The organism is Streptomyces europaeiscabiei, assembly GCF_001550375.1.
In the GTDB taxonomy this organism is placed as follows: Bacteria; Actinomycetota; Actinomycetes; order Streptomycetales; family Streptomycetaceae; genus Streptomyces; species Streptomyces europaeiscabiei.
Genome location: NZ_LRTR01000583.1, coordinates 1 through 16452 on the forward strand (window position 1 = coordinate 1; position 16452 = coordinate 16452).

Here is a 16452-nt window from a genome sequence, read left to right on the forward strand (position 1 = left end):
CTGCCCAGGCCGCCGTCCTCGGTGCCGCCGGCCGCGGCGACGGGAACGGCGGCGCCCCCACCGGTGAGCCCCATCGCCAGCTCGGCGACCGAGGCGGCGACGGCGGCACTGTGCGACACCAGCACGATGCCGACCGGCTTCACATCAGACATCGGTGGCCTCCGGGCTCCCGGCGGCGGTGGCGAGGGCGGCGATCAGCAGCGCGGCGGAGGTGGCACCGGGGTCCTGGTGCCCGATGCTCCGCTCGCCGAGGTAGCTGGCCCGGCCCTTGCGGGCCTGCAACGGCGTGGTGGCCAGGGCACCCTCCTCGGCGGCGGCCCGCGCGGCGGCGAACGACTCGGCGAGCGCGTCGACCGCCGGGACCAGCGCGTCGATCATGGTCTTGTCGCCCGGCGCGGCCCCGCCCAGCGCCATCACCGCGTCGACCCCGGCGCGCAGCGCGTCCGTCAGCTGAGTCTCGCTGACCTCGGCCGTGTCACCGAGCGCCTTGCCGGTGCGGCGCAGCAGGGTGCCGTACAGCGGACCGGACGCGCCACCGACGGTCGAGATCAGCTGCCGCCCGGCGAGCACGAGGACGGCGCCGGGCGTGTCCGGCGCCTCCTTCTCCAGCACGGCCGCCACGGCGGTGAACCCCCGGCGCAGATTGCTGCCGTGGTCGGCGTCCCCGATCGGCGAGTCGAGCGCCGTGAGCCGCTCGGCCTCGCGTTCCACCGAGGCCGCGGCGGCCGTCATCCAACGACGGAAGAAGTCGGCGTCGAGCACAAAATCTCCTTGCGTGATACGTGAATTGGCAGACAGTCAGGGACGCGGTCGCGAGACCTTCGTCGGGCGTGGCGGCCGTCGGCTGCCTCACACACCCCAGCGCAGTCCCGGTGTCCGCACCGGCGCGTCGTACAGCCGCAGCAACTCCTCGTCGACCTGACACAGCGTCACCGACGCGCCGGCCATGTCGAGCGAGGTGACGTAGTTGCCGACGAGGGTGCGGGCCACGGCGACGCCGCGTTCGGTGAGGACCCGCTGCACCTCGGCGTTGAAGCCGTACAGCTCCAGCAGGGGGGTGGCGCCCATGCCGTTGACGAGCAGCAGCACCGGGTTGCGCGGGCTCATGTCGTCCAGGATGGCGTTCACCGAGAAGTCGGCGATCTCGCGGGAGGTCATCATCGCGCGCCGCTCACGTCCCGGCTCACCGTGGATGCCGACGCCCAACTCCAGTTCCCCGGCGGGGAGATCGAAGGTGGGGCTGCCCTTGGCCGGCGTGGAGCAGGCGCTGAGGGCCACCCCGAAACTGCGGGAGTTGTCATTGACCTGCCGGGCCAGTGCCTCCACCTGTTCCAAGGGCTGCCCCTCCTCGGCGGCGGCCCCCGCGATCTTCTCCACGAACAGGGTCGCGCCCGTGCCGCGCCGCCCGGCGGTGTAGAGGCTGTCGGTGACGGCCACGTCGTCGTTGACGAGCACCTTGGCGATCCGGATGCCCTCGTCCTCGGCGAGTTCGGCCGCCATGTCGAAGTTCAGCACGTCACCGGTGTAGTTCTTCACGATGAACAGGACCCCGGCCCCGCTGTCCACGGCCGCGGCGGCCCGGACCATCTGGTCCGGCACGGGCGACGTGAACACCTCACCGGGACACGCCGCCGACAGCATCCCCGGCCCCACGAACCCACCGTGCAACGGCTCGTGCCCCGAGCCGCCCCCGGAAACCAGCCCCACCTTCCCGGCCACCGGCGCGTCCCGCCGCACCACCACCCGGTTCTCCACGTCCACGGTCAACTCGGGATGCGCGGCCGCCATTCCCCGCAACGCGTCCGCGACAACGCTCTCCGCGACGTTGATCAACATCTTCATGGGTGCCTCCTGGTGAGATTATCGGACGAGCCGCTGACCTGAGTCCTGGCAGGTCGGTGCGGGTGTGGCCAGTTGTCGAACGTGGCGGTTCGTGGTGGTCGTACGCGGGCTCTGGCGGTACTGGTGCTGACTTGATGCCGACTTTGGTGACGGGTCATCAGGTATCTGGCGTGGTCGGACACGGGTCGGTGGAATCACATCTGCTGGAAGTATCGACCTTGCGGCAGCGATGGTCACGCGCCTGGCACGCTCATGAGCGTGCCAGGGGGCCCGAGAGCTCGCGACGCGATCAGGATCGGTGCTTCTCGAGCCGCCTCCAGCAGATGAGGCTGCGGGCGAGGGAGACGAACGCGTCGTGGGGTTCGGCGAGCAGGATCCGGTGCGGCTGGTCGAAGACACCGGCCTGCCGGCTGGTCGAAGGCACCGGCCTGCTGTCACCGCTCCAGCCTGCGCCGGCAGGCTGGCCCGGAGCCGAACCCCATCTCCGGCGGCAGCAGTTGCCGGGTGATGTCGCGGTGCAGGACATGCGGGATGCCCTGCCGGCGAGGTCTGCCCGGCACCGGCCGAGGCCCTGGTGGCCGCTCCGGCAGCAACAGCGGTTCGATCAGGGTCCACAAGCCGTCGTCCACGATGCACGGCCGAGTGCTCACACCTTCCCGAACGGCCGACTCACCCCAACGGCCACGCCCGACCAGGGCACTTCAACAAGAGGGTGTCACGAGTTCAGATGCTCCGGCTGCGGATCGTGATCCGAGAGTGGTGCGTCGGCGAGGGACGGACGTTGTTCCAGCCACATCCCGTCGCGCATGATGACTCTCCCGCGTAGTTCCGGCTCGCCGCGCCAAGCGCGCACAGTCCTCGGGACCACTCGCAGATACAGAAAGGAACCCTCTTCCACGCGTGGATCCCACCCGAACTTCTCGGCGAACTCCTGCGCTGCGCCTCCGGGCACCTCTTGGTCCGGGAAGCACTCCGCCTCACCTTGGACGAGCAGCACGTCGAAGGTGTCCGGGAGCGCCAGGCGCACGCGCGGCTCCTTGCGGACGTTCCGAGCGGTCACGGATGTGGCGCCGGTGCACATCCACACCGCGTGCCCGTCCCACAGGAACCACAGCGGCACCTGGTGCGGCCCGTGATCAGGGTGAGCCGTCGCAACCCATACATCCCGCTCGGTAACGAGCCGCTCCAGAGCGTCGCGCACACGCTCCGCCGTCCGGCGGCGAACGATTCCGGTGGTCTCCATGGGGACCGACCCTAGCCAGGCAGGCGCGCAGCGCGCCTGAGGCGCAGGACCTACTCCCAGCGACCGATGAACCCCTCAGCCTCTGGCTCGGGGCTGGTGACGGCCTTGAGGATGTACGCGGCGTAGTGCCCGTGCTCGGCCCGGTAGGCGGCGTCCACGGCGTCGTTGACCTCGTCGCCGACGTCGACGATCCTGACGTCCTTCCCGACCCCGCCGGCCTGGACACGGCCCTCCTGGCGGGCCCGGATGCCGCGGTACCGGTCGGAGCCGGCGCCGTTGACGGAACGGGCGTGGATGCCGTCGCCGACGCGAACCACCCAGATGCTCCCAGAGGAGTACGGAGGCCGCCGCGGTCAGGAGCAGTGCGGCGATCAGGTCGGTCGAGGAGCAGTGATGTCATCGCCGGTACGGCGAGGCCGCCGCCGGTTCCGACCGGGATCATCAGCAGGACCGGCAGCCAGGCGGGCGCCGACGCAGGCGGCACATCCCGGCGAAATCGACGATGACGTGGGTACGTCGAGGAGAGACCGTCTGCGAACGGCTCGCAAGCCGACGCTCCCGCGAGGCGGTCCCGCCGCTCCGGCCGTACCCTGACCTCATCGGACGACGTGCGGAACGACGGTGGTGCCTTTGCCGCGCCGGAAGGAGCGGCTCGCATGCACGGGGATGCGACCACGCATGGCGATGAGATCCTGGCGACGCCCGGTGGGCTGCTGGACCTGTTGGACGTCGCGTCGGTGGTCCTGGACGCGGGCGGGCGTATCGCGCTGTGGAGCCCCGAGATGGAGCAGCTGCTCGGCTACTCCGCGCAGGAGGCACTCCGGCAGCGCGCCGACACGCTGCTGGTCACGCCCGAGAACCGGCCGCGCGCCAGACAGCTGTTCGCCCAGGTCCGGTCGGGGTCCCGGTGGACGGGTGTCTTTCCGTTGCGGCACCGTGACGGCCGGGAACGCGCCGTGGAGTTCCGCACGATGCGGCTGCTCGACAGCGAGGGGAAGTCACACCTGCTCGGGCTGGCCGCGGACGCGATGACCGTGCGCCGCGTCGAACGGGATCTGGCCCTCTCCCACAGCCTCGTCAACCAGACCCCCTTGGGGATCGCTGTCTTCGACACCACCCTGCGGTGGGTCGGCGTCAACCCCGCCCTGGAGCGCATGAACGGGGTGCCGGAGTCGGCTTTGGTGGGGCGCCGGGTGGGGGAGGTGCTGCCGGATCTGGATGTGGAAGCCATCGAGACCCGGATGCGGCACGTCCTGGAGACCGGCAGGCCCCTGCTCGATCAGCAGACCGCCGGCCACACGGCGGCGGATGCCGAGGACCGCACCTTCTCCGAGTCGTACCACCGCATCGAGGACACGGGCGGCCGGGTGCTCGGTCTCGCCATGGCCGTCCTGGACGTCACCGAACGCCAGCAGGCCGCCGCCGAGGTGGCTCAGGCACGCCGACGCCTGGCCGTGATCGCGGACGCCGGGGTACGGATCGGCACCACGCTGGACCTGAAGCAGACCGCGCAGGAACTGGCCGACGCAGCCGTGCCGCACGTGGCGGATCTGGCTGCCGTGGACGTCCTGGAATCCGTCGTGACCCTCGGCAGCGTCATCCCTGTCACAGGTCATTCCCCGGCCGAGTTCCGGGCACTGGCCGTGGCGGCCGGATACCCCTCCGACGCGATCCACGCCGCCGACCCGGTCGGTGAACTGGCCACCCACACATCGTCGAGGGCCATCACCCAGTGCGTCCGCAGCGCCCGGCCGGTTCTGGTCGAGCGCGTGGACGAACGCTCGATGCGGCGGATCGCCCGGGACGCACACGCCGCCCGTGCCCTCCTCGCGGCCGGCGTCCACTCCTACATGGCGCTGCCTCTCGTGGCCCGGGGCAGCGTGCTCGGCACCCTCAGCCTGTACCGCACGGTCAACGACCGCCCCTTCGACGACCAGGACTGCCTCCTCGCCTCGGAACTGGCCGCGCGTGCCGCGATCTGCATCGACAACGCACGCCTCTACGGCCGGGAACGCGCCACCGCCCTGACGCTGCAGCGCAGCCTGCTCCCCGCCACACCGGTCCAGCGGGAGGGGCTCGACATCGCCGCCCGATACCGTCCGGCCCTGAGTGACGTGGGCGGCGACTGGTACGACGTGCTCCCACTGGGGCCGGGGCGTACCGGGCTCGTCGTGGGAGACGTGATGGGAAAGGGCGTCCAGGCCGCCGCGATCATGGGTCAGCTGAGCAGCGCCACCCGTGCGCTCGCCCGCCTCGACCTCCAGCCCGCGGAACTGCTACGGCATCTCGACGACATCGCCGGCTCGCTCGGTGACTCCATCGCCACCTGCGTGTACGCCGTGTGCGACCTCAAGCGCGGCACCTGCACCCTGTCCAGTGCCGGTCACCTGCCGCCCGTCCTGGCCACGGCCGACGGCACCGCGCGCCTCGTCGACGTTCCCAGCGGCGTACCGCTAGGAGTGGGCGGCGTGGACTTCGGCACGGTGGAACTGGAACTCGCCCCCGGCTCGTTGCTCGCTCTCTACACAGACGGACTGGTCGAGAACCGAACAGAACCCATCGACACCGGTCTCACCACCCTCACCCGCTTCCTCAGGTCCTCGGGCAGCACCAGCCTGGAACAGATCAGCGACGCCCTCCTCAACGCCCCGCGCCCGCAGCCCGACGACGATGTCGCACTCCTCCTTGTCCGCGTCCGCACCCGCACGGAACCGGAGTCCATCGGCACGGATTGAGGCAGGCTCACCACTGGGCGCGTCCGCTGCGCAAGCCGAACGCAGCGGTGTCCGGTTCTCGCCATTCCGCGGTAAATGCCTGGACTGAGGACCTCCCCCGACGGGACACTTCCGACTTCCGAACTGCGGGAGTGTGATGGGCACAACAGATACGCGAGGGCCGACGCCGGGCAGGAGCGCGGTCGTTCTGGCACTGCGCCTCTACGGACGGGAACTGCTGCGACTACGACGGCTGGCTCTGCCCGCGCTGCTGCTGCCGGCCGTGGGCAACATCGGCATCCGCTACGTCGCCCCCCTCCTGATCGCCAAACTGGCAGGTCAGGCCGCCGATGACAACGGTCTCACCCTCAGCTCGGCGCTGCCGTACGTGCTGGGCTTCGGCGTGACGCTGCTGCTCGCCGAGGCCGTGTGGCGGGTCGGGCAGCACTGCCTGAACCGCGTGGACGCCCTCGGCATGGAACACCTGTACGTGAGCGGTATGGACGAACTCCTCGCCAAGGACGCGGCGTTCTTCCACGACAACTTCGCCGGCTCCCTGACCAAACGGGTGCTGAGCTTCGGCAAGCGTTTCGAGGACTTCGTCGACACGGTGACGTACCGGATCGTGGGCAGTCTCGTCCCCCTGGTGTTCGGTGCCGTGGTGCTGTGGAGCTACGAACCGATGCTCGTCGCCGGCCTGCTCGTGATGATCGCGCTGACCGTGGTGGCCGCGACACCGCTGATCCGTCGCCGGCAGAGGCTCGTCAACGACCGTGAGGCGGCGATCGCCCGGGTCTCCGGCCACGTCGCCGACAGCCTCATGAACATGGAGACCATCCGGGCGTTCGCGGCCGAGGGGCGGGAGGCCGACGAACACCGCAGCCGTGTCGCGGATTCCCGGCGCCTGACACTGAGGTCGTGGGACTTCGGCAATCTGCGCGTCGACACCCTGATCGCCCCCATGTCCGTGCTGACCAACGTGCTGGGCCTGTTGGTCGCCATCGTCTTCGGCGGCCCGGGCCAGGGAGTGGAGGAGGTCGTCGTCGCTTTCACCTACTACTCCAACGCGACCCAGATCATGTTCGAGTTCAACCAGATCTACCGGCGTCTGGAAAGCTCGATGACCGAGGCCGCGCAGTTCACCGAGCTGCTGCTGGATCCGCCCACCGTGCTCGACCCGACAGAACCCGAACCGCTCGCCCCGCGGGAAACCGGCATCCGCTTCGAGGCGGTGACCTTCGCCCACGCGGGCGCGAAGCCGATCTTCCAGGGACTCGACCTGGACGTACCCGCAGGCGCACGGATCGGTCTGGTCGGCAGGTCCGGCGGCGGCAAGACCACACTCACCCGGCTCCTGCTGCGGATGTCGGACATCGACGACGGACGCGTCCTGATCGGTGGGCAGGACATCAGCCGGCTGCGCCAGACCGACCTGCGCTCACTGATCGCCTACGTCCCCCAGGAACCCGCCATGTTCCACCGCAGCCTGCGGGACAACATCGCCTTCGCCCGGCCCGGCGCCACCGACGAGGAGATCCACGCCGCCGCCGCGGCCGCGCACGTCACGGAGTTCGCTGCCCAACTCCCCGACGGCTTCGGCACTCTGGTGGGGGAGCGGGGAGTGAAACTCTCGGGCGGCCAGCGCCAGCGCGTCGCCCTCGCCAGGGCCATCCTGCGCGACGCCCCGATCCTGCTGCTCGACGAGGCGACCAGCGCGCTGGACTCGGAGAGCGAACTCCTCGTCCAGGACGCCCTGTGGCGGTTGATGGACGGACGGACGGCCCTCGTGGTCGCCCACCGTCTGAGCACCGTCGCCGGCATGGACCGTCTCGTCGTCCTCGACCGCGGAAGCGTCCTCGAACAGGGCAGCCACAAGGAGCTGCTCGCGGCGAACGGCGCCTACGCCAAGCTGTGGCAGCACCAGTCGGGCGGCTTCCTCGGCGAGAGCACCGAGTCGGACCTCGGACGCCCGGCCCCAGGAGCCGGTCCCAGCGGGCTGCCCGGACCGGCCGACCCGATGCCGGACGGGGACCACAGGACGTCGTCGCACGCTCGTACGAGCACCGGGTCCGACTGACCGAGCCGGTCACGGACATCCTCGGCGGCTGACGGCGTCATGCTGTCACGTCAGTCCGTCGCAGGCGGCAGACCGCGAAGCGCCGGGGAAACGGCCGCCGCTCCCGGACCGGCCGAGTCGGTCCGGGAGCACCACGGGGCTGTCGACGATGACGCGGGTACTCACCGATCCGCGTGGGGCCGCCGACCGGGTGTGTCTCGTCAGGGCTTGCCGACCGGGCGTCGTCACGGTGCCGGCCGTCCGCGCGGTCCGGTGCCGGCCATGCGACGCGCCATCGGGTCGGAAGGCGAATGAGCATGACGGTACGTCCCCTGCCTGGCGTGCCCGCCGACACCGTGGACCGGTCGGGCGTCAGGTTTCGGGCGGACCGTCGGAGTCGGGCGCGCGCGTCTTGCCCGCGACTCCTGAGCGGGCTGTGCCGTCGACCGCGACACAGATGCCGAAGACACGGTCGTGGCCGGTCCAGCCGTTGACGTGGCCACGGTTGTTGCTGATCTGCACCCGCTTCCTGGCATGGTCCACGGACGACACCAAGTGCAGGTAGACCGTCCCCGCGACACGGGCGAGGACGATGTCCCCGACCTCGACCTTCGACGGGTCGACCGGAGCGACGACCACCTGCTGCCGACTGCGTATCAGCGGAACCATCGAGGAGCCGCTGGGCCGGAACATCACGGTCGCCCCGTCGGCGACTCTGCCTGCCACCGAGTCCAATGCACCCATGCGACGATCGTGGCAGATCGTTCTCCACCACCCCACCGATTTAGTTCTCCGCACTCCAGCTCCGGTGCGGCCTTGTTCGTGGCGGTCCGGTGGACAGTTCACCGGTGCGCCCGCCAAGAGCGCTCGCAGGGCCGGCTCGGACGTGGCGACCGATCCGGGACGGACATGACTACGATTCAGTGGTGACGATCACGTACGAGTGGCGGGGCGACTTCGACAACACGGCCCTCGACACGCTGCACGCCGACGGCTTCGGTCACCCGGTCGCACGGACCGACTGGCGGGGACGACTTGAGCGTCACAGTCTCGGCTGGGTCTGTGCGTGGGAAGACGGTTCGCTGATCGGCTTCGTCAACGTCGTCTGGGACGGAGGAGCACATGCCTTCATCCTGGACACGGTGGTCGCACGGCATCGCCGTACGAGGGGTGTCGGCGCCGCGTTGGTCGCGACCGCCGCACACGAAGCCCGTGCCGCACGGTGCGAATGGCTCCACGTCGACTTCGAGGAGCCCCTGCGGTCGTTCTACGTCGATGCCTGCGGCTTCAAGGAGACGGCAGCCGGCCTGATCGCTCTGTGAGGCCGTGGGCCGCCGAGCCGTGGGCGAGGGGGGCCAGAACATGTCCCGGCCCCCTTCGACGGACGTGGGCATGAGGTGCTGACCCGTGCTTCCGGGCCGGGGCCGTCAAGGCTTGACGTAGGTGCAGATGGCCAGGGGCGAGTCCAGGGAGTACGGGTCCGCGTCTGCGGGCCAGTCGCCGAAGCGGTTCTCGGGGACGAGGCCGGCGGCGCGGGCGTACGTGTCCATCTCCTCCGGGGCGGTCAGCCGGGAGATCTCGGTGCCGACACGGGTCGTGCCGTCGGCCTCGTACCAGACGTGGGAGAGGTGCCACAGCGACCCCTCCGGCAGGAGGACGGAGTGGCTCTGCAGACCGGTGCCCGGCTCCGGGTAGGGCGAGAAGTACGTGGCGCGGGCGCTGCCCTCGTGCAGTGCCAGGATGGCCGGCTTGTTGTGGGTCTCGATCACCAGCCTGCCGCCGGGGGCCAGCAGTTCGGCCGCGCGACGCACCGCCAGCTGCTGCTCCTCGGGGGTGAGCAGCATGGACAGGGTCGCGCAGATGCAGTAGACCAGCCCCACCGTGAGGTCGGCGGTGTAGGTGCAGATGTCGCCGTGCACGGGCTCGACGGGGGTGTCGTCGGTCAGGTCGCGGCGCAGCACGTCGAGCATCTCGGGGGAGGAGTCGACCCCGGTGATCGGCCCGACCCGGCGCGCCAGCGGGAGCGCTATCCGGCCGGTTCCGACGCCGAACTCGACGGTGCCCAGGGCCGGATCGGGGTGCAGGGCGGCCAGGCGCTCGACCTCGGCGACGACGGAGGCGTCGTCGGGGAACAGCCGGTGGTACCAGTCGCCGAACTGCCGGCCGTAGCCGATGTCGTCGATGGTGCCGCTCGACGTGGCGCCGGGCGTACGGGGCGTCGTGGTGGTGCTCATGGGTGTTGCCTCCGCTTCTTGGACGGGGTGTTCCTCGTGTGGATGGTGCTTCTGGCCTGGGAGCAGGCGCCCCACAGCACCACGAGGGCGACGCCGATGACGGCGGGAGTGCTGACGGCCCGGGTGGCGATGAGGAAGCCGACGATGCCGAGGGCTACCACGGACGGGATGAGCAGAAAGTCGTTCATGAACTTCTCCTGTCGGGATGTCTTCTCCTGTAGGTGAATCCGGGTGTGCCGCCTCGTCGTTCCTGGATCAGGCCACGTCGCTGAGTTCCTGGAGCCGGGCGAGCCGGCGGTAGAGGTCGCTGTGCCGGTGGAGTTCGTCGTGGGTGCCGACGGCGTGCACCCGTCCCCGGTCGAGCACGACGATCTGCCGGGCGTCGGTGACGGTGGACAGCCGGTGGGCGATCGCGATGACCGCGCAGAAGCCGGAGATCATCGTGATGCTTTCGCGCAGCGCGTTCTCCGATTCGGTGTCGAGGTTGGCGGTGGCCTCGTCCAGCAGCAGGAACCGGGGCGCCTGCAGCAACGTACGGGCGATGGCCAGGCGTTGCCGCTGACCGCCCGACAGACCGGCGCCCCGGTCACCGAGTTCGGTGTCGAGGCCCTGGGGCAGCGAGCCGATCACCTCGGTCAGGTTGGCCATGCGCAGGGCCTCGGCGATGTCCTTGTCGTCGGCGTCAGGGGCGCTGTAGGTGAGGTTCGCCCGGACGGTGCCGCGCAGCAGCGTGTGGTCCTGGTCGACGTAGCCGACGATGGAGCGCAGCTGGTTGAGCGGCAGGTCGGAGATGTCCGTGCCGTCGATGCTGATCGCCCCGGACACCGGGTCGAAGAGCCGCTCGATCAGCTGGAAGACGGTGGACTTGCCGCCGCCCGAGGGGCCGACGACGGCGGTCAGCCCCTCGGACGGGATGGTGAAGGAGACCCCGTCGAGGACGACCTTGTCGCTGCCCGGATAGGAGAACCGGACGCCGTCGAAGGCGAGTCCGGGTTCGTACCCGCGTCCGAACGGGCGGGCGCCAGAGGGCCGTTCGTCGGGCCGGCTGCTGTCCGGGTCCGTCTCGACCTCGATCTTGCCGAGCTCCGCGAGCCGCTCCACCGACGCTCTGCCGATCTGGAACTGCGCGATCGACTCGAACAACGTCAGCAACGGCGCCACCAGGTAGAACAGGTAGAGGATGAACGCCGTCAGGTCGGCGGTGGGCATCGCCCCGGTCGCGGTGCGGGCCGCGCCCAGCCCGATGACGACGGTCAGGGCGAGCTGGGTGCCGATGCTCATGGTCGGATCGAGCAGCGACGACATCACCGTCACCTTGATCCCCGACTTGCGGGCCCGCCGGGCGATGGCCGCGATCCCCTCGGCCTCCCGGGCCTCGGCCCGGGAAGCCTTCACGGTGGGCATCGCCCCCAGCACCCGCAGCAGGGCGGAGCCGAAGGTGCCCAGGTCGGCCTGGTTGAGCACCGACACCTTCCGCACGCCGCGCGCCAGATAGAGCGAGACGATGCTGGTCGCGCCGAGGCAGACCAGGGTGGCGGTGAGGAGCACGGTGTCGATCCAGGCCATCAGGGCGATCCCGCCGATGACCAGGAAGCTGTTGTTGAGGATGCTGTCGATCGCGTGGGTCATGGTGGAGCGGGCGAGCATGGTGTCGCTGACCATCCGGGAGAACACGTCGCCCTGCTGCAGTCCGCTGTACGCCCTGAAGCGGGAGCGCAGCAGCCGCGAGGCCAGGGTCCGGCGGATGTCGTAGACGATGTTCTCCCCGGCCAGCCCGATGACGTACGAGTGGAGTGCGCCCAGGGTGGCGTCGGCGATGAACAGCGCCGCGCCCACCATGATCGGGCCGGTCAGCGAGCGCCCCTCGCCGACGGCGGCGACCAGTGAGCCGATGACCGCGGGCTGGGCCAGGGACGTCGCGGCTCCCAGCAGGCCCAGGAGGATGCCGAGCAGGACCAGTCGGCGATGCCGGCCCATGGCCCGCCAGGGCTTCGCACCCTCGCCCCACAGCAGGTGCAGGTTGAGCTGGGGAACCGCCCGGTGCATGGCGCGCCGCCCGCCACCGGGGGTGCCCTCCTTCTCCAGGTTCACCGGCGGGTCCTGCGGGCGGGTGTGCCGCCCCCGGCCGGCCGGCCGGTCACTCATCCCGCGCCTCCGGCCACGCGGCGGCCGCCCGCACCCGGTTCACTCGTGCTCCCTGCCGTCCTCTTCCGCTTCCGCCCGGTCCCTGGCGAACCGCAGGCCCGCCTTGAGGAGGCCGACCGCGAAGATCAGGATTCCGAGGAGGATGAAGGGGGTGGTGATGTCCATGGTCACACCTTTGCTGGAGTCTTGGCCGGGGCCCGCGTCAGCGGGGTGCCGGCGGCCTGCGGGTCGAGAGGGACGAAGGGGGAGACGAACACCAGCGAAGGACGGTGGCGCGTGTCGTAGCCGGTGGCGCGGGCCAGGGCGAACTGGAAGCCCCGGGCCTCCTCGGCCACGGGGCCCCGGGACCTGATGAGTACGCGCAGGTGCTCGGTGACCATCCGGTACCCGGCAGTGCGTGAGGCCGCCTCGAAGCCGCCGAACTCGAGGGTCGGGAGGATGTCGGCGCACGCGTCGACGACCCCCTTGTCCGCGCGGCGGGTGGGGAACCACACGATGTGCTGGGGCTTGCGCGTCTCGGTCGTGAACGCGTCGTGCCACGGCGAGGCGTTGCCGTCCGCGTCCACCATGCGGTACAGGAAGTGACTGTCGTGCATACAGGGGTTGGGGGCGAAGAACCTCCAGTTCGGCACCAGGGACAGCACGTCCTTCGAACGGAACCGGGAGAACTGCTCGAAGGGGTGCTGGCCCGCGACGGTGACGACCAGCATGGCGGCTCCGGCGATCCGCCAGGCCGCGCCTTCGCCGGTGAACGGATTCCTCAGCGGGAGACTTCGCAGGGTGCTCACCGCGCGGCCTCCTTCTCGAGCGTGACGGATCGGGTGGGCCGGGGTGCCCGGGAGCGCTCGTCGACGCCCTGGAAGAACGCGAGGACGCGGTCCGTGACCTGGTTGGCGTAACGGCTGTTGATCAGCAGGGAGTCGTGTCCCGCGCCCTCGATGACCACCGTCTCGCTGGGTGCCCGGCGGTGGGCCCCGGCGAGTTCGCGGTGCATCAGCAGTTGCTCGGGGTCGCGGTCCACGGTCCGCTGGGCGGAGATCACCAGGCCGGGCACACCCTCGATCCGGTCGAGCTGCCCGGGGAAGGCCTTGAAGTCCTCCTGCAGCGCCGTCCATTCGCGGCGTGCCGCGTACCACATCCGCGTGTCCGCGTACTGGGCGAAGACCTTGTCGTGGTAGGCGGCGGGCAGCTCCTTGATCCACCACGGGCGGGTGAGGAGCGCCCCGGTGCCGAGGCGCAGCGCCCGGCTCATGGACGCGAAGGTGCCGCCCAGCCCAGCGCCGGTCACCCTCTGCTGGGCCGAGCGGCTGAACTGATGCGGGTGCGAGGAGTCGAGGTACACGACGCCGTGCACCCGGTCGCCGAGGTGATGGACGGCACGGCGGGCGAGCTCCCCGCCGATCGAGTGGCCGACCAGGATCACCTTGCGGTGCGGTGCCACGGCCCCGTTCACCAGGTCGACCAGGTCGTCGACGGACTCCGTCAGCTGGTAGGCGGTGGTGGCCCTGCGGCGGCTGCCGGCGTATCCGGCGCGGGCGTAGGTGATGACGCCGTAGGTGCTCTCGTAGGACAGGCGCTCGCTGATCCAGGCGTAGTGCTCGCTGGTGGACAGCAGACCGGCGGCGAGCACGAAGACCGGCCGCTCGGAGTCCCCCACCGACATCTCCTCGTACTGCAGCCGGTTGCCGTGGCGGGTCGTCAGCACGCGCGAGGTCCGCCAGCCCTCGGTGGCGCGCATGCGTCGTTGTACGGCGGTGACGGCCGCGGCCGCCGTCGCCCCGGCGAGCACGGTGAGGGCGGCCGGCAGAGCGCGGTCGTCGCGTCCCGCGACGGCCGGGTGCGTGCGGGGAGCGGAGGTGTAGGCGATCAGGGGGTGCATCGCGGGGAACGCGGTGGCGAACCTGCCGAGTCCCATGAAGTAGCCGTTGGCCAGATGGAACGCGGCGGCGCTCGCCAGGACGGGACGGGTCAGCTTGCCGCCTTTGAGATAGGCGAGCGGGAAGAGGCACTCCAGCGCCAGCACGCTGTGGCCGAGCAGCTTGGCGGCCCGGGCGTTGTTCCGGATCCACGTGTGCATGCCCTCGTGGCCGTAGGTGTGGGTGCGCATCACCCCCGGAAGTGCGGAGCCGTCGCGCCAGTCCGGGCCGAGCAGCTTCACCCAGCCGGAGACCAGGTAGGAGAGGTTGGACTGAAGGGCGACGTACCAGAGCAGGGCGTCCTTGGCGGCCGGCGAGGGCACCAGGCGGGCGCCGCCGGTGGCGAGTTGCACCAGGGTCGCCACCTGGTCGGCGCCGTCGCTGCCGTAGTGCTGGCGAGGGCCGAGGAGGGCGGAGGTCGTACCGAGGAAGAGGCTGCCCGCACCGCGCCAGTTCGACTTGCCCGGCAGCAGCATGGCGGAGGCGACCGCGGCCCGTGTGACGTGCAGTGCCGTCGTGGTCCGGGTTCCGCTGGCGATGTCGACCAGTCGACGCAGCAGCGGATTGGCGTGCGCGATGCTGTCCTTGGCGATCTCCCAGTCGTTCATGCCTCCCTTGCCCATCTCGTGGCGCTGGGTGAGGTATTCGAGGGACGAGGTGAGGCTGGTCGCGGCGGCCAGCCGCTCCGACAGGCCCAGCGCACGGTCCCGGCCGACCGGCATCGGGCTGAACACCGCGGAGGCGACCCTGCCCGGCACCGCGGAAGTGATCCTTCGGACGAGTTTCATGGAACCTCTTTTCCTGGTACTTTTGAGCACGTTTTTTGCGTGCGGCGGAACCCGCTGCCGGACCAGAACAGCCCTCTGGTCCGACAGCGGGTTCCTATGGGTTCACCGCCGGTTGTCAGGCCGCGGGCGGCGCACCGCCGACCGCGGCGAGCGCGGCCGCGTTCTGGGCGTTGGCCTCCGCCGCCAGGTTGTTGGCCTCCGCGGCCTGACCGACACCAACCGCAGCGGTGGCCAGCGCCCCGATGGCCCCGACCCCCTCGGCCGCCTGGGCGAGCCCGCCCAACCTGTTGCCCACCCGGGCGATCCGCGGGGTGCCCAGGGTCGGGCGAGCGGCGACGTAGACGACACCCTCGACGGGGATTTCCACGCTGTTCAGCGCGTTCTCGATGCTGCTCATTTCTTTCGTCCTCTCGCTTTCGGGACTTCGGAAGTTCTTTTCTTCCGGTGCCCTTCTGGAGAAAACATTAGGGTCTGTCCCGCTGGCTCCGCATCGATAAAAATGCCTATTGTTCGGTGCCGCCTTTCACGCCGGACCGCGATTTTGCGGGGAAGGAATCCGGACGGCAGGCCGCCGCACGTACGACGGCACGGAAAAAGGCCCGGACCGAATCGGTCCGGGCCTTTTTCCGGGACTGGTGCGGGCCGTGGCCTCCCGGTTCATCCTCTCCCGTGCCGTCGCCCGAGATGACGCAGGGCCGACGCGGCGGCGTTCGCGCCACACATGCCGTGGGCGCCGGCGCCCGGTGGCGATGCCGCGGAGCAGATGTACATCCCCGGGACTCCCGTGCGGTACGGGTCGAGGGCCGCGCGGGGACGCATCGCCAGCTGCAGGGGGGTGTTCGCCCCGGTGACGATGTCCCCGCCGACGTAGTTCGGGTTGTAGTCCTCGAAGGCGGCCGGCGGACGGACGGCCATGTCGAGGACGCGCTCACGGAACCCAGGGGCGAACCGTTCGATCTGCCCGATGATCGCCTCGGTCGCGTCACCGTCGTAGCCGTGCGGAACGTGTGCGTAGGTCCAGAGCGGGTGGACGTCGCCGTTGGAGCGCCTCGGGTCGGCCAGGTACTGCTGGCCGACGAGGACGAAGGGCCGCTCCGGCATGCGTCCGGCGTGGATCGTCCGCTCGGTGCCGGCGACCTCCTCGAACGTCCCGCCGAGGTGGACGGTGCCGGCTCGGCGGGCCGCCTCGCTGGTCCACGGGACGCCGCCCTCGACCGCGAAGTCGGCCTTGAAGGCTCCGGGCCCGTGGCGGTAACGCCGGTAGGCTCGCGTGACCCGTCCCGGCAGCCGGTCGCCCAGAATGTCGGCGACGGCGCGGGGCGCGAGGTCGAAGAGAACCACGTCGGCCGGGGGCAGATCGGCCGGGGAGCGCACCCGCACACCGGTCTCGATCCGGCCGCCGAACTCCGTGAGCTGCGCCGCCAGCGCGTCGCTGATGGCCCGGGAACCGCCCGCGGCCACCGGCCAGCCGTGCCGGTGACCCGCGGCGATGATCGTCAGGCCGACCGCTGCGC

19 protein-coding genes are annotated in these 16452 nt (G+C 70.5%); 3 read left to right on the forward strand and 16 right to left on the reverse strand.

Annotated elements, in window-relative coordinates:
* The 7 genes from AWZ10_RS27800 to AWZ10_RS27820 form a co-directional block, all read right to left on the reverse strand.
* Positions 1-152, reverse strand: a 152-nt coding sequence (locus AWZ10_RS27800) for a PTS sugar transporter subunit IIA domain-containing protein (protein ID WP_482258118.1), incomplete at its 3' end; no start/stop codon positions are given.
* Entirely contained in the window at positions 145-762 is a 618-nt protein-coding gene (gene dhaL / locus AWZ10_RS27805; RefSeq protein WP_046706708.1) for a dihydroxyacetone kinase subunit DhaL, read from the reverse strand. The genes dhaL and AWZ10_RS27800, both read right to left, overlap by 8 nt.
* 87 nt (positions 763-849) lie before the next feature.
* Positions 850-1842, reverse strand: a complete 993-nt coding sequence (gene dhaK / locus AWZ10_RS27810; protein ID WP_046706707.1) for a dihydroxyacetone kinase subunit DhaK — start codon at positions 1840-1842, stop codon at positions 850-852.
* A 289-nt stretch (positions 1843-2131) separates the two neighbouring features.
* Positions 2132-2266: a hypothetical protein gene (locus tag AWZ10_RS55180; RefSeq protein WP_279616643.1), complete on the reverse strand. Its 135-nt coding sequence runs from the start codon at positions 2264-2266 to the stop codon at positions 2132-2134.
* Positions 2267-2276: 10 nt separating this feature from the next.
* Positions 2277-2492 carry a hypothetical protein gene (locus AWZ10_RS48165; RefSeq protein WP_159058365.1) on the reverse strand — a complete coding sequence of 72 codons (216 nt, stop codon included), beginning with the start codon at positions 2490-2492 and terminating at the stop codon, positions 2277-2279.
* 65 nt (positions 2493-2557) lie between these two features.
* Positions 2558-3085: a pyridoxamine 5'-phosphate oxidase family protein gene (locus AWZ10_RS27815; protein WP_060892333.1), complete on the reverse strand. Its 528-nt coding sequence runs from the start codon at positions 3083-3085 to the stop codon at positions 2558-2560.
* Positions 3086-3135: 50 nt separating this feature from the next.
* Entirely contained in the window at positions 3136-3402 is a 267-nt protein-coding gene (locus AWZ10_RS27820) for a DUF2255 family protein (protein WP_052769660.1), read from the reverse strand.
* A 339-nt stretch (positions 3403-3741) separates the two neighbouring features.
* On the opposite strand from AWZ10_RS27820, the gene AWZ10_RS27825 reads away from it, so the two are divergent.
* Together AWZ10_RS27825 and AWZ10_RS27830 are read left to right on the forward strand one after the other, a co-directional pair.
* Positions 3742-5820: a SpoIIE family protein phosphatase gene (locus tag AWZ10_RS27825; protein ID WP_060892334.1), complete on the forward strand. Its 2079-nt coding sequence runs from the start codon at positions 3742-3744 to the stop codon at positions 5818-5820.
* A 136-nt stretch (positions 5821-5956) separates the two neighbouring features.
* A complete protein-coding gene (locus AWZ10_RS27830; protein WP_060892335.1) occupies positions 5957-7876 on the forward strand; it encodes an ABC transporter ATP-binding protein in 1920 nt (639 codons plus the stop codon).
* 351 nt (positions 7877-8227) lie between these two features.
* On the opposite strand, the gene AWZ10_RS27835 is transcribed toward AWZ10_RS27830, so the two are convergent.
* A complete protein-coding gene (locus AWZ10_RS27835) occupies positions 8228-8599 on the reverse strand; it encodes a S24/S26 family peptidase (RefSeq protein WP_060892336.1) in 372 nt (123 codons plus the stop codon).
* Positions 8600-8781: 182 nt separating this feature from the next.
* On the opposite strand from AWZ10_RS27835, the gene AWZ10_RS27840 reads away from it, so the two are divergent.
* Positions 8782-9177: a GNAT family N-acetyltransferase gene (locus tag AWZ10_RS27840; RefSeq protein ID WP_046706702.1), complete on the forward strand. Its 396-nt coding sequence runs from the start codon at positions 8782-8784 to the stop codon at positions 9175-9177.
* 105 nt (positions 9178-9282) lie between these two features.
* Here the strand turns inward: AWZ10_RS27840 and AWZ10_RS27845 are convergent, their stop codons facing one another.
* From AWZ10_RS27845 to AWZ10_RS27875, 8 genes are all read right to left on the reverse strand, one after another.
* Entirely contained in the window at positions 9283-10089 is an 807-nt protein-coding gene (locus tag AWZ10_RS27845) for a class I SAM-dependent methyltransferase (RefSeq protein ID WP_046706701.1), read from the reverse strand.
* The gene (locus AWZ10_RS27850; RefSeq protein ID WP_046706700.1) at positions 10086-10277 is read right to left on the reverse strand and encodes a hypothetical protein; all 192 of its coding nucleotides are present in this window, start codon (positions 10275-10277) and stop codon (positions 10086-10088) included. The genes AWZ10_RS27845 and AWZ10_RS27850 overlap by 4 nt, the downstream gene beginning before the upstream one ends.
* 67 nt (positions 10278-10344) lie before the next feature.
* Positions 10345-12234, reverse strand: coding sequence for an ABC transporter ATP-binding protein (locus AWZ10_RS27855; protein ID WP_060892337.1), 1890 nt, complete (start codon positions 12232-12234; stop codon positions 10345-10347).
* Between the two features lie 39 nt (positions 12235-12273).
* Positions 12274-12399 (reverse strand): hypothetical protein, encoded by a 126-nt coding sequence (locus AWZ10_RS55185; protein ID WP_267893588.1) that lies wholly within the window; start codon positions 12397-12399, stop codon positions 12274-12276.
* Positions 12400-12401: 2 nt separating this feature from the next.
* Positions 12402-13022, reverse strand: coding sequence for a hypothetical protein (locus tag AWZ10_RS27860; protein ID WP_060892338.1), 621 nt, complete (start codon positions 13020-13022; stop codon positions 12402-12404).
* The gene (locus tag AWZ10_RS27865) at positions 13019-14938 is read right to left on the reverse strand and encodes an alpha/beta fold hydrolase (protein WP_060892339.1); all 1920 of its coding nucleotides are present in this window, start codon (positions 14936-14938) and stop codon (positions 13019-13021) included. Before AWZ10_RS27865 ends, AWZ10_RS27860 begins: the two co-directional genes overlap by 4 nt.
* Before the next feature lie 115 nt (positions 14939-15053).
* Positions 15054-15335 (reverse strand): hypothetical protein, encoded by a 282-nt coding sequence (locus AWZ10_RS27870; protein WP_052769659.1) that lies wholly within the window; start codon positions 15333-15335, stop codon positions 15054-15056.
* A 260-nt stretch (positions 15336-15595) separates the two neighbouring features.
* The coding region (locus AWZ10_RS27875) for a phytoene desaturase family protein (RefSeq protein WP_167365994.1) at positions 15596-16452 on the reverse strand (857 nt) is incomplete at its 5' end.

Excerpts from the sequence above, each read along its gene's own strand:
- dhaK (WP_046706707.1), bottom strand. The coding sequence starts at position 1,842 with ATGAAGATGTTGATCAACGTCGCGGAGAGCGTTGTCGCGGACGCGTTG.
- AWZ10_RS27815 (WP_060892333.1), bottom strand. The coding sequence starts at position 3,085 with ATGGAGACCACCGGAATCGTTCGCCGCCGGACGGCGGAGCGTGTGCGC.
- AWZ10_RS27825 (WP_060892334.1), top strand. The coding sequence starts at position 3,742 with ATGCACGGGGATGCGACCACGCATGGCGATGAGATCCTGGCGACGCCC.
- AWZ10_RS27830 (WP_060892335.1), top strand. The coding sequence starts at position 5,957 with ATGGGCACAACAGATACGCGAGGGCCGACGCCGGGCAGGAGCGCGGTC.
- AWZ10_RS27835 (WP_060892336.1), bottom strand. The coding sequence starts at position 8,599 with ATGGGTGCATTGGACTCGGTGGCAGGCAGAGTCGCCGACGGGGCGACC.
- AWZ10_RS27845 (WP_046706701.1), bottom strand. The coding sequence starts at position 10,089 with ATGAGCACCACCACGACGCCCCGTACGCCCGGCGCCACGTCGAGCGGC.
- AWZ10_RS27850 (WP_046706700.1), bottom strand. The coding sequence starts at position 10,277 with ATGAACGACTTTCTGCTCATCCCGTCCGTGGTAGCCCTCGGCATCGTC.
- AWZ10_RS27855 (WP_060892337.1), bottom strand. The coding sequence starts at position 12,234 with ATGAGTGACCGGCCGGCCGGCCGGGGGCGGCACACCCGCCCGCAGGAC.
- AWZ10_RS55185 (WP_267893588.1), bottom strand. The coding sequence starts at position 12,399 with ATGGACATCACCACCCCCTTCATCCTCCTCGGAATCCTGATCTTCGCG.
- AWZ10_RS27865 (WP_060892339.1), bottom strand. The coding sequence starts at position 14,938 with ATGAAACTCGTCCGAAGGATCACTTCCGCGGTGCCGGGCAGGGTCGCC.
- AWZ10_RS27870 (WP_052769659.1), bottom strand. The coding sequence starts at position 15,335 with ATGAGCAGCATCGAGAACGCGCTGAACAGCGTGGAAATCCCCGTCGAG.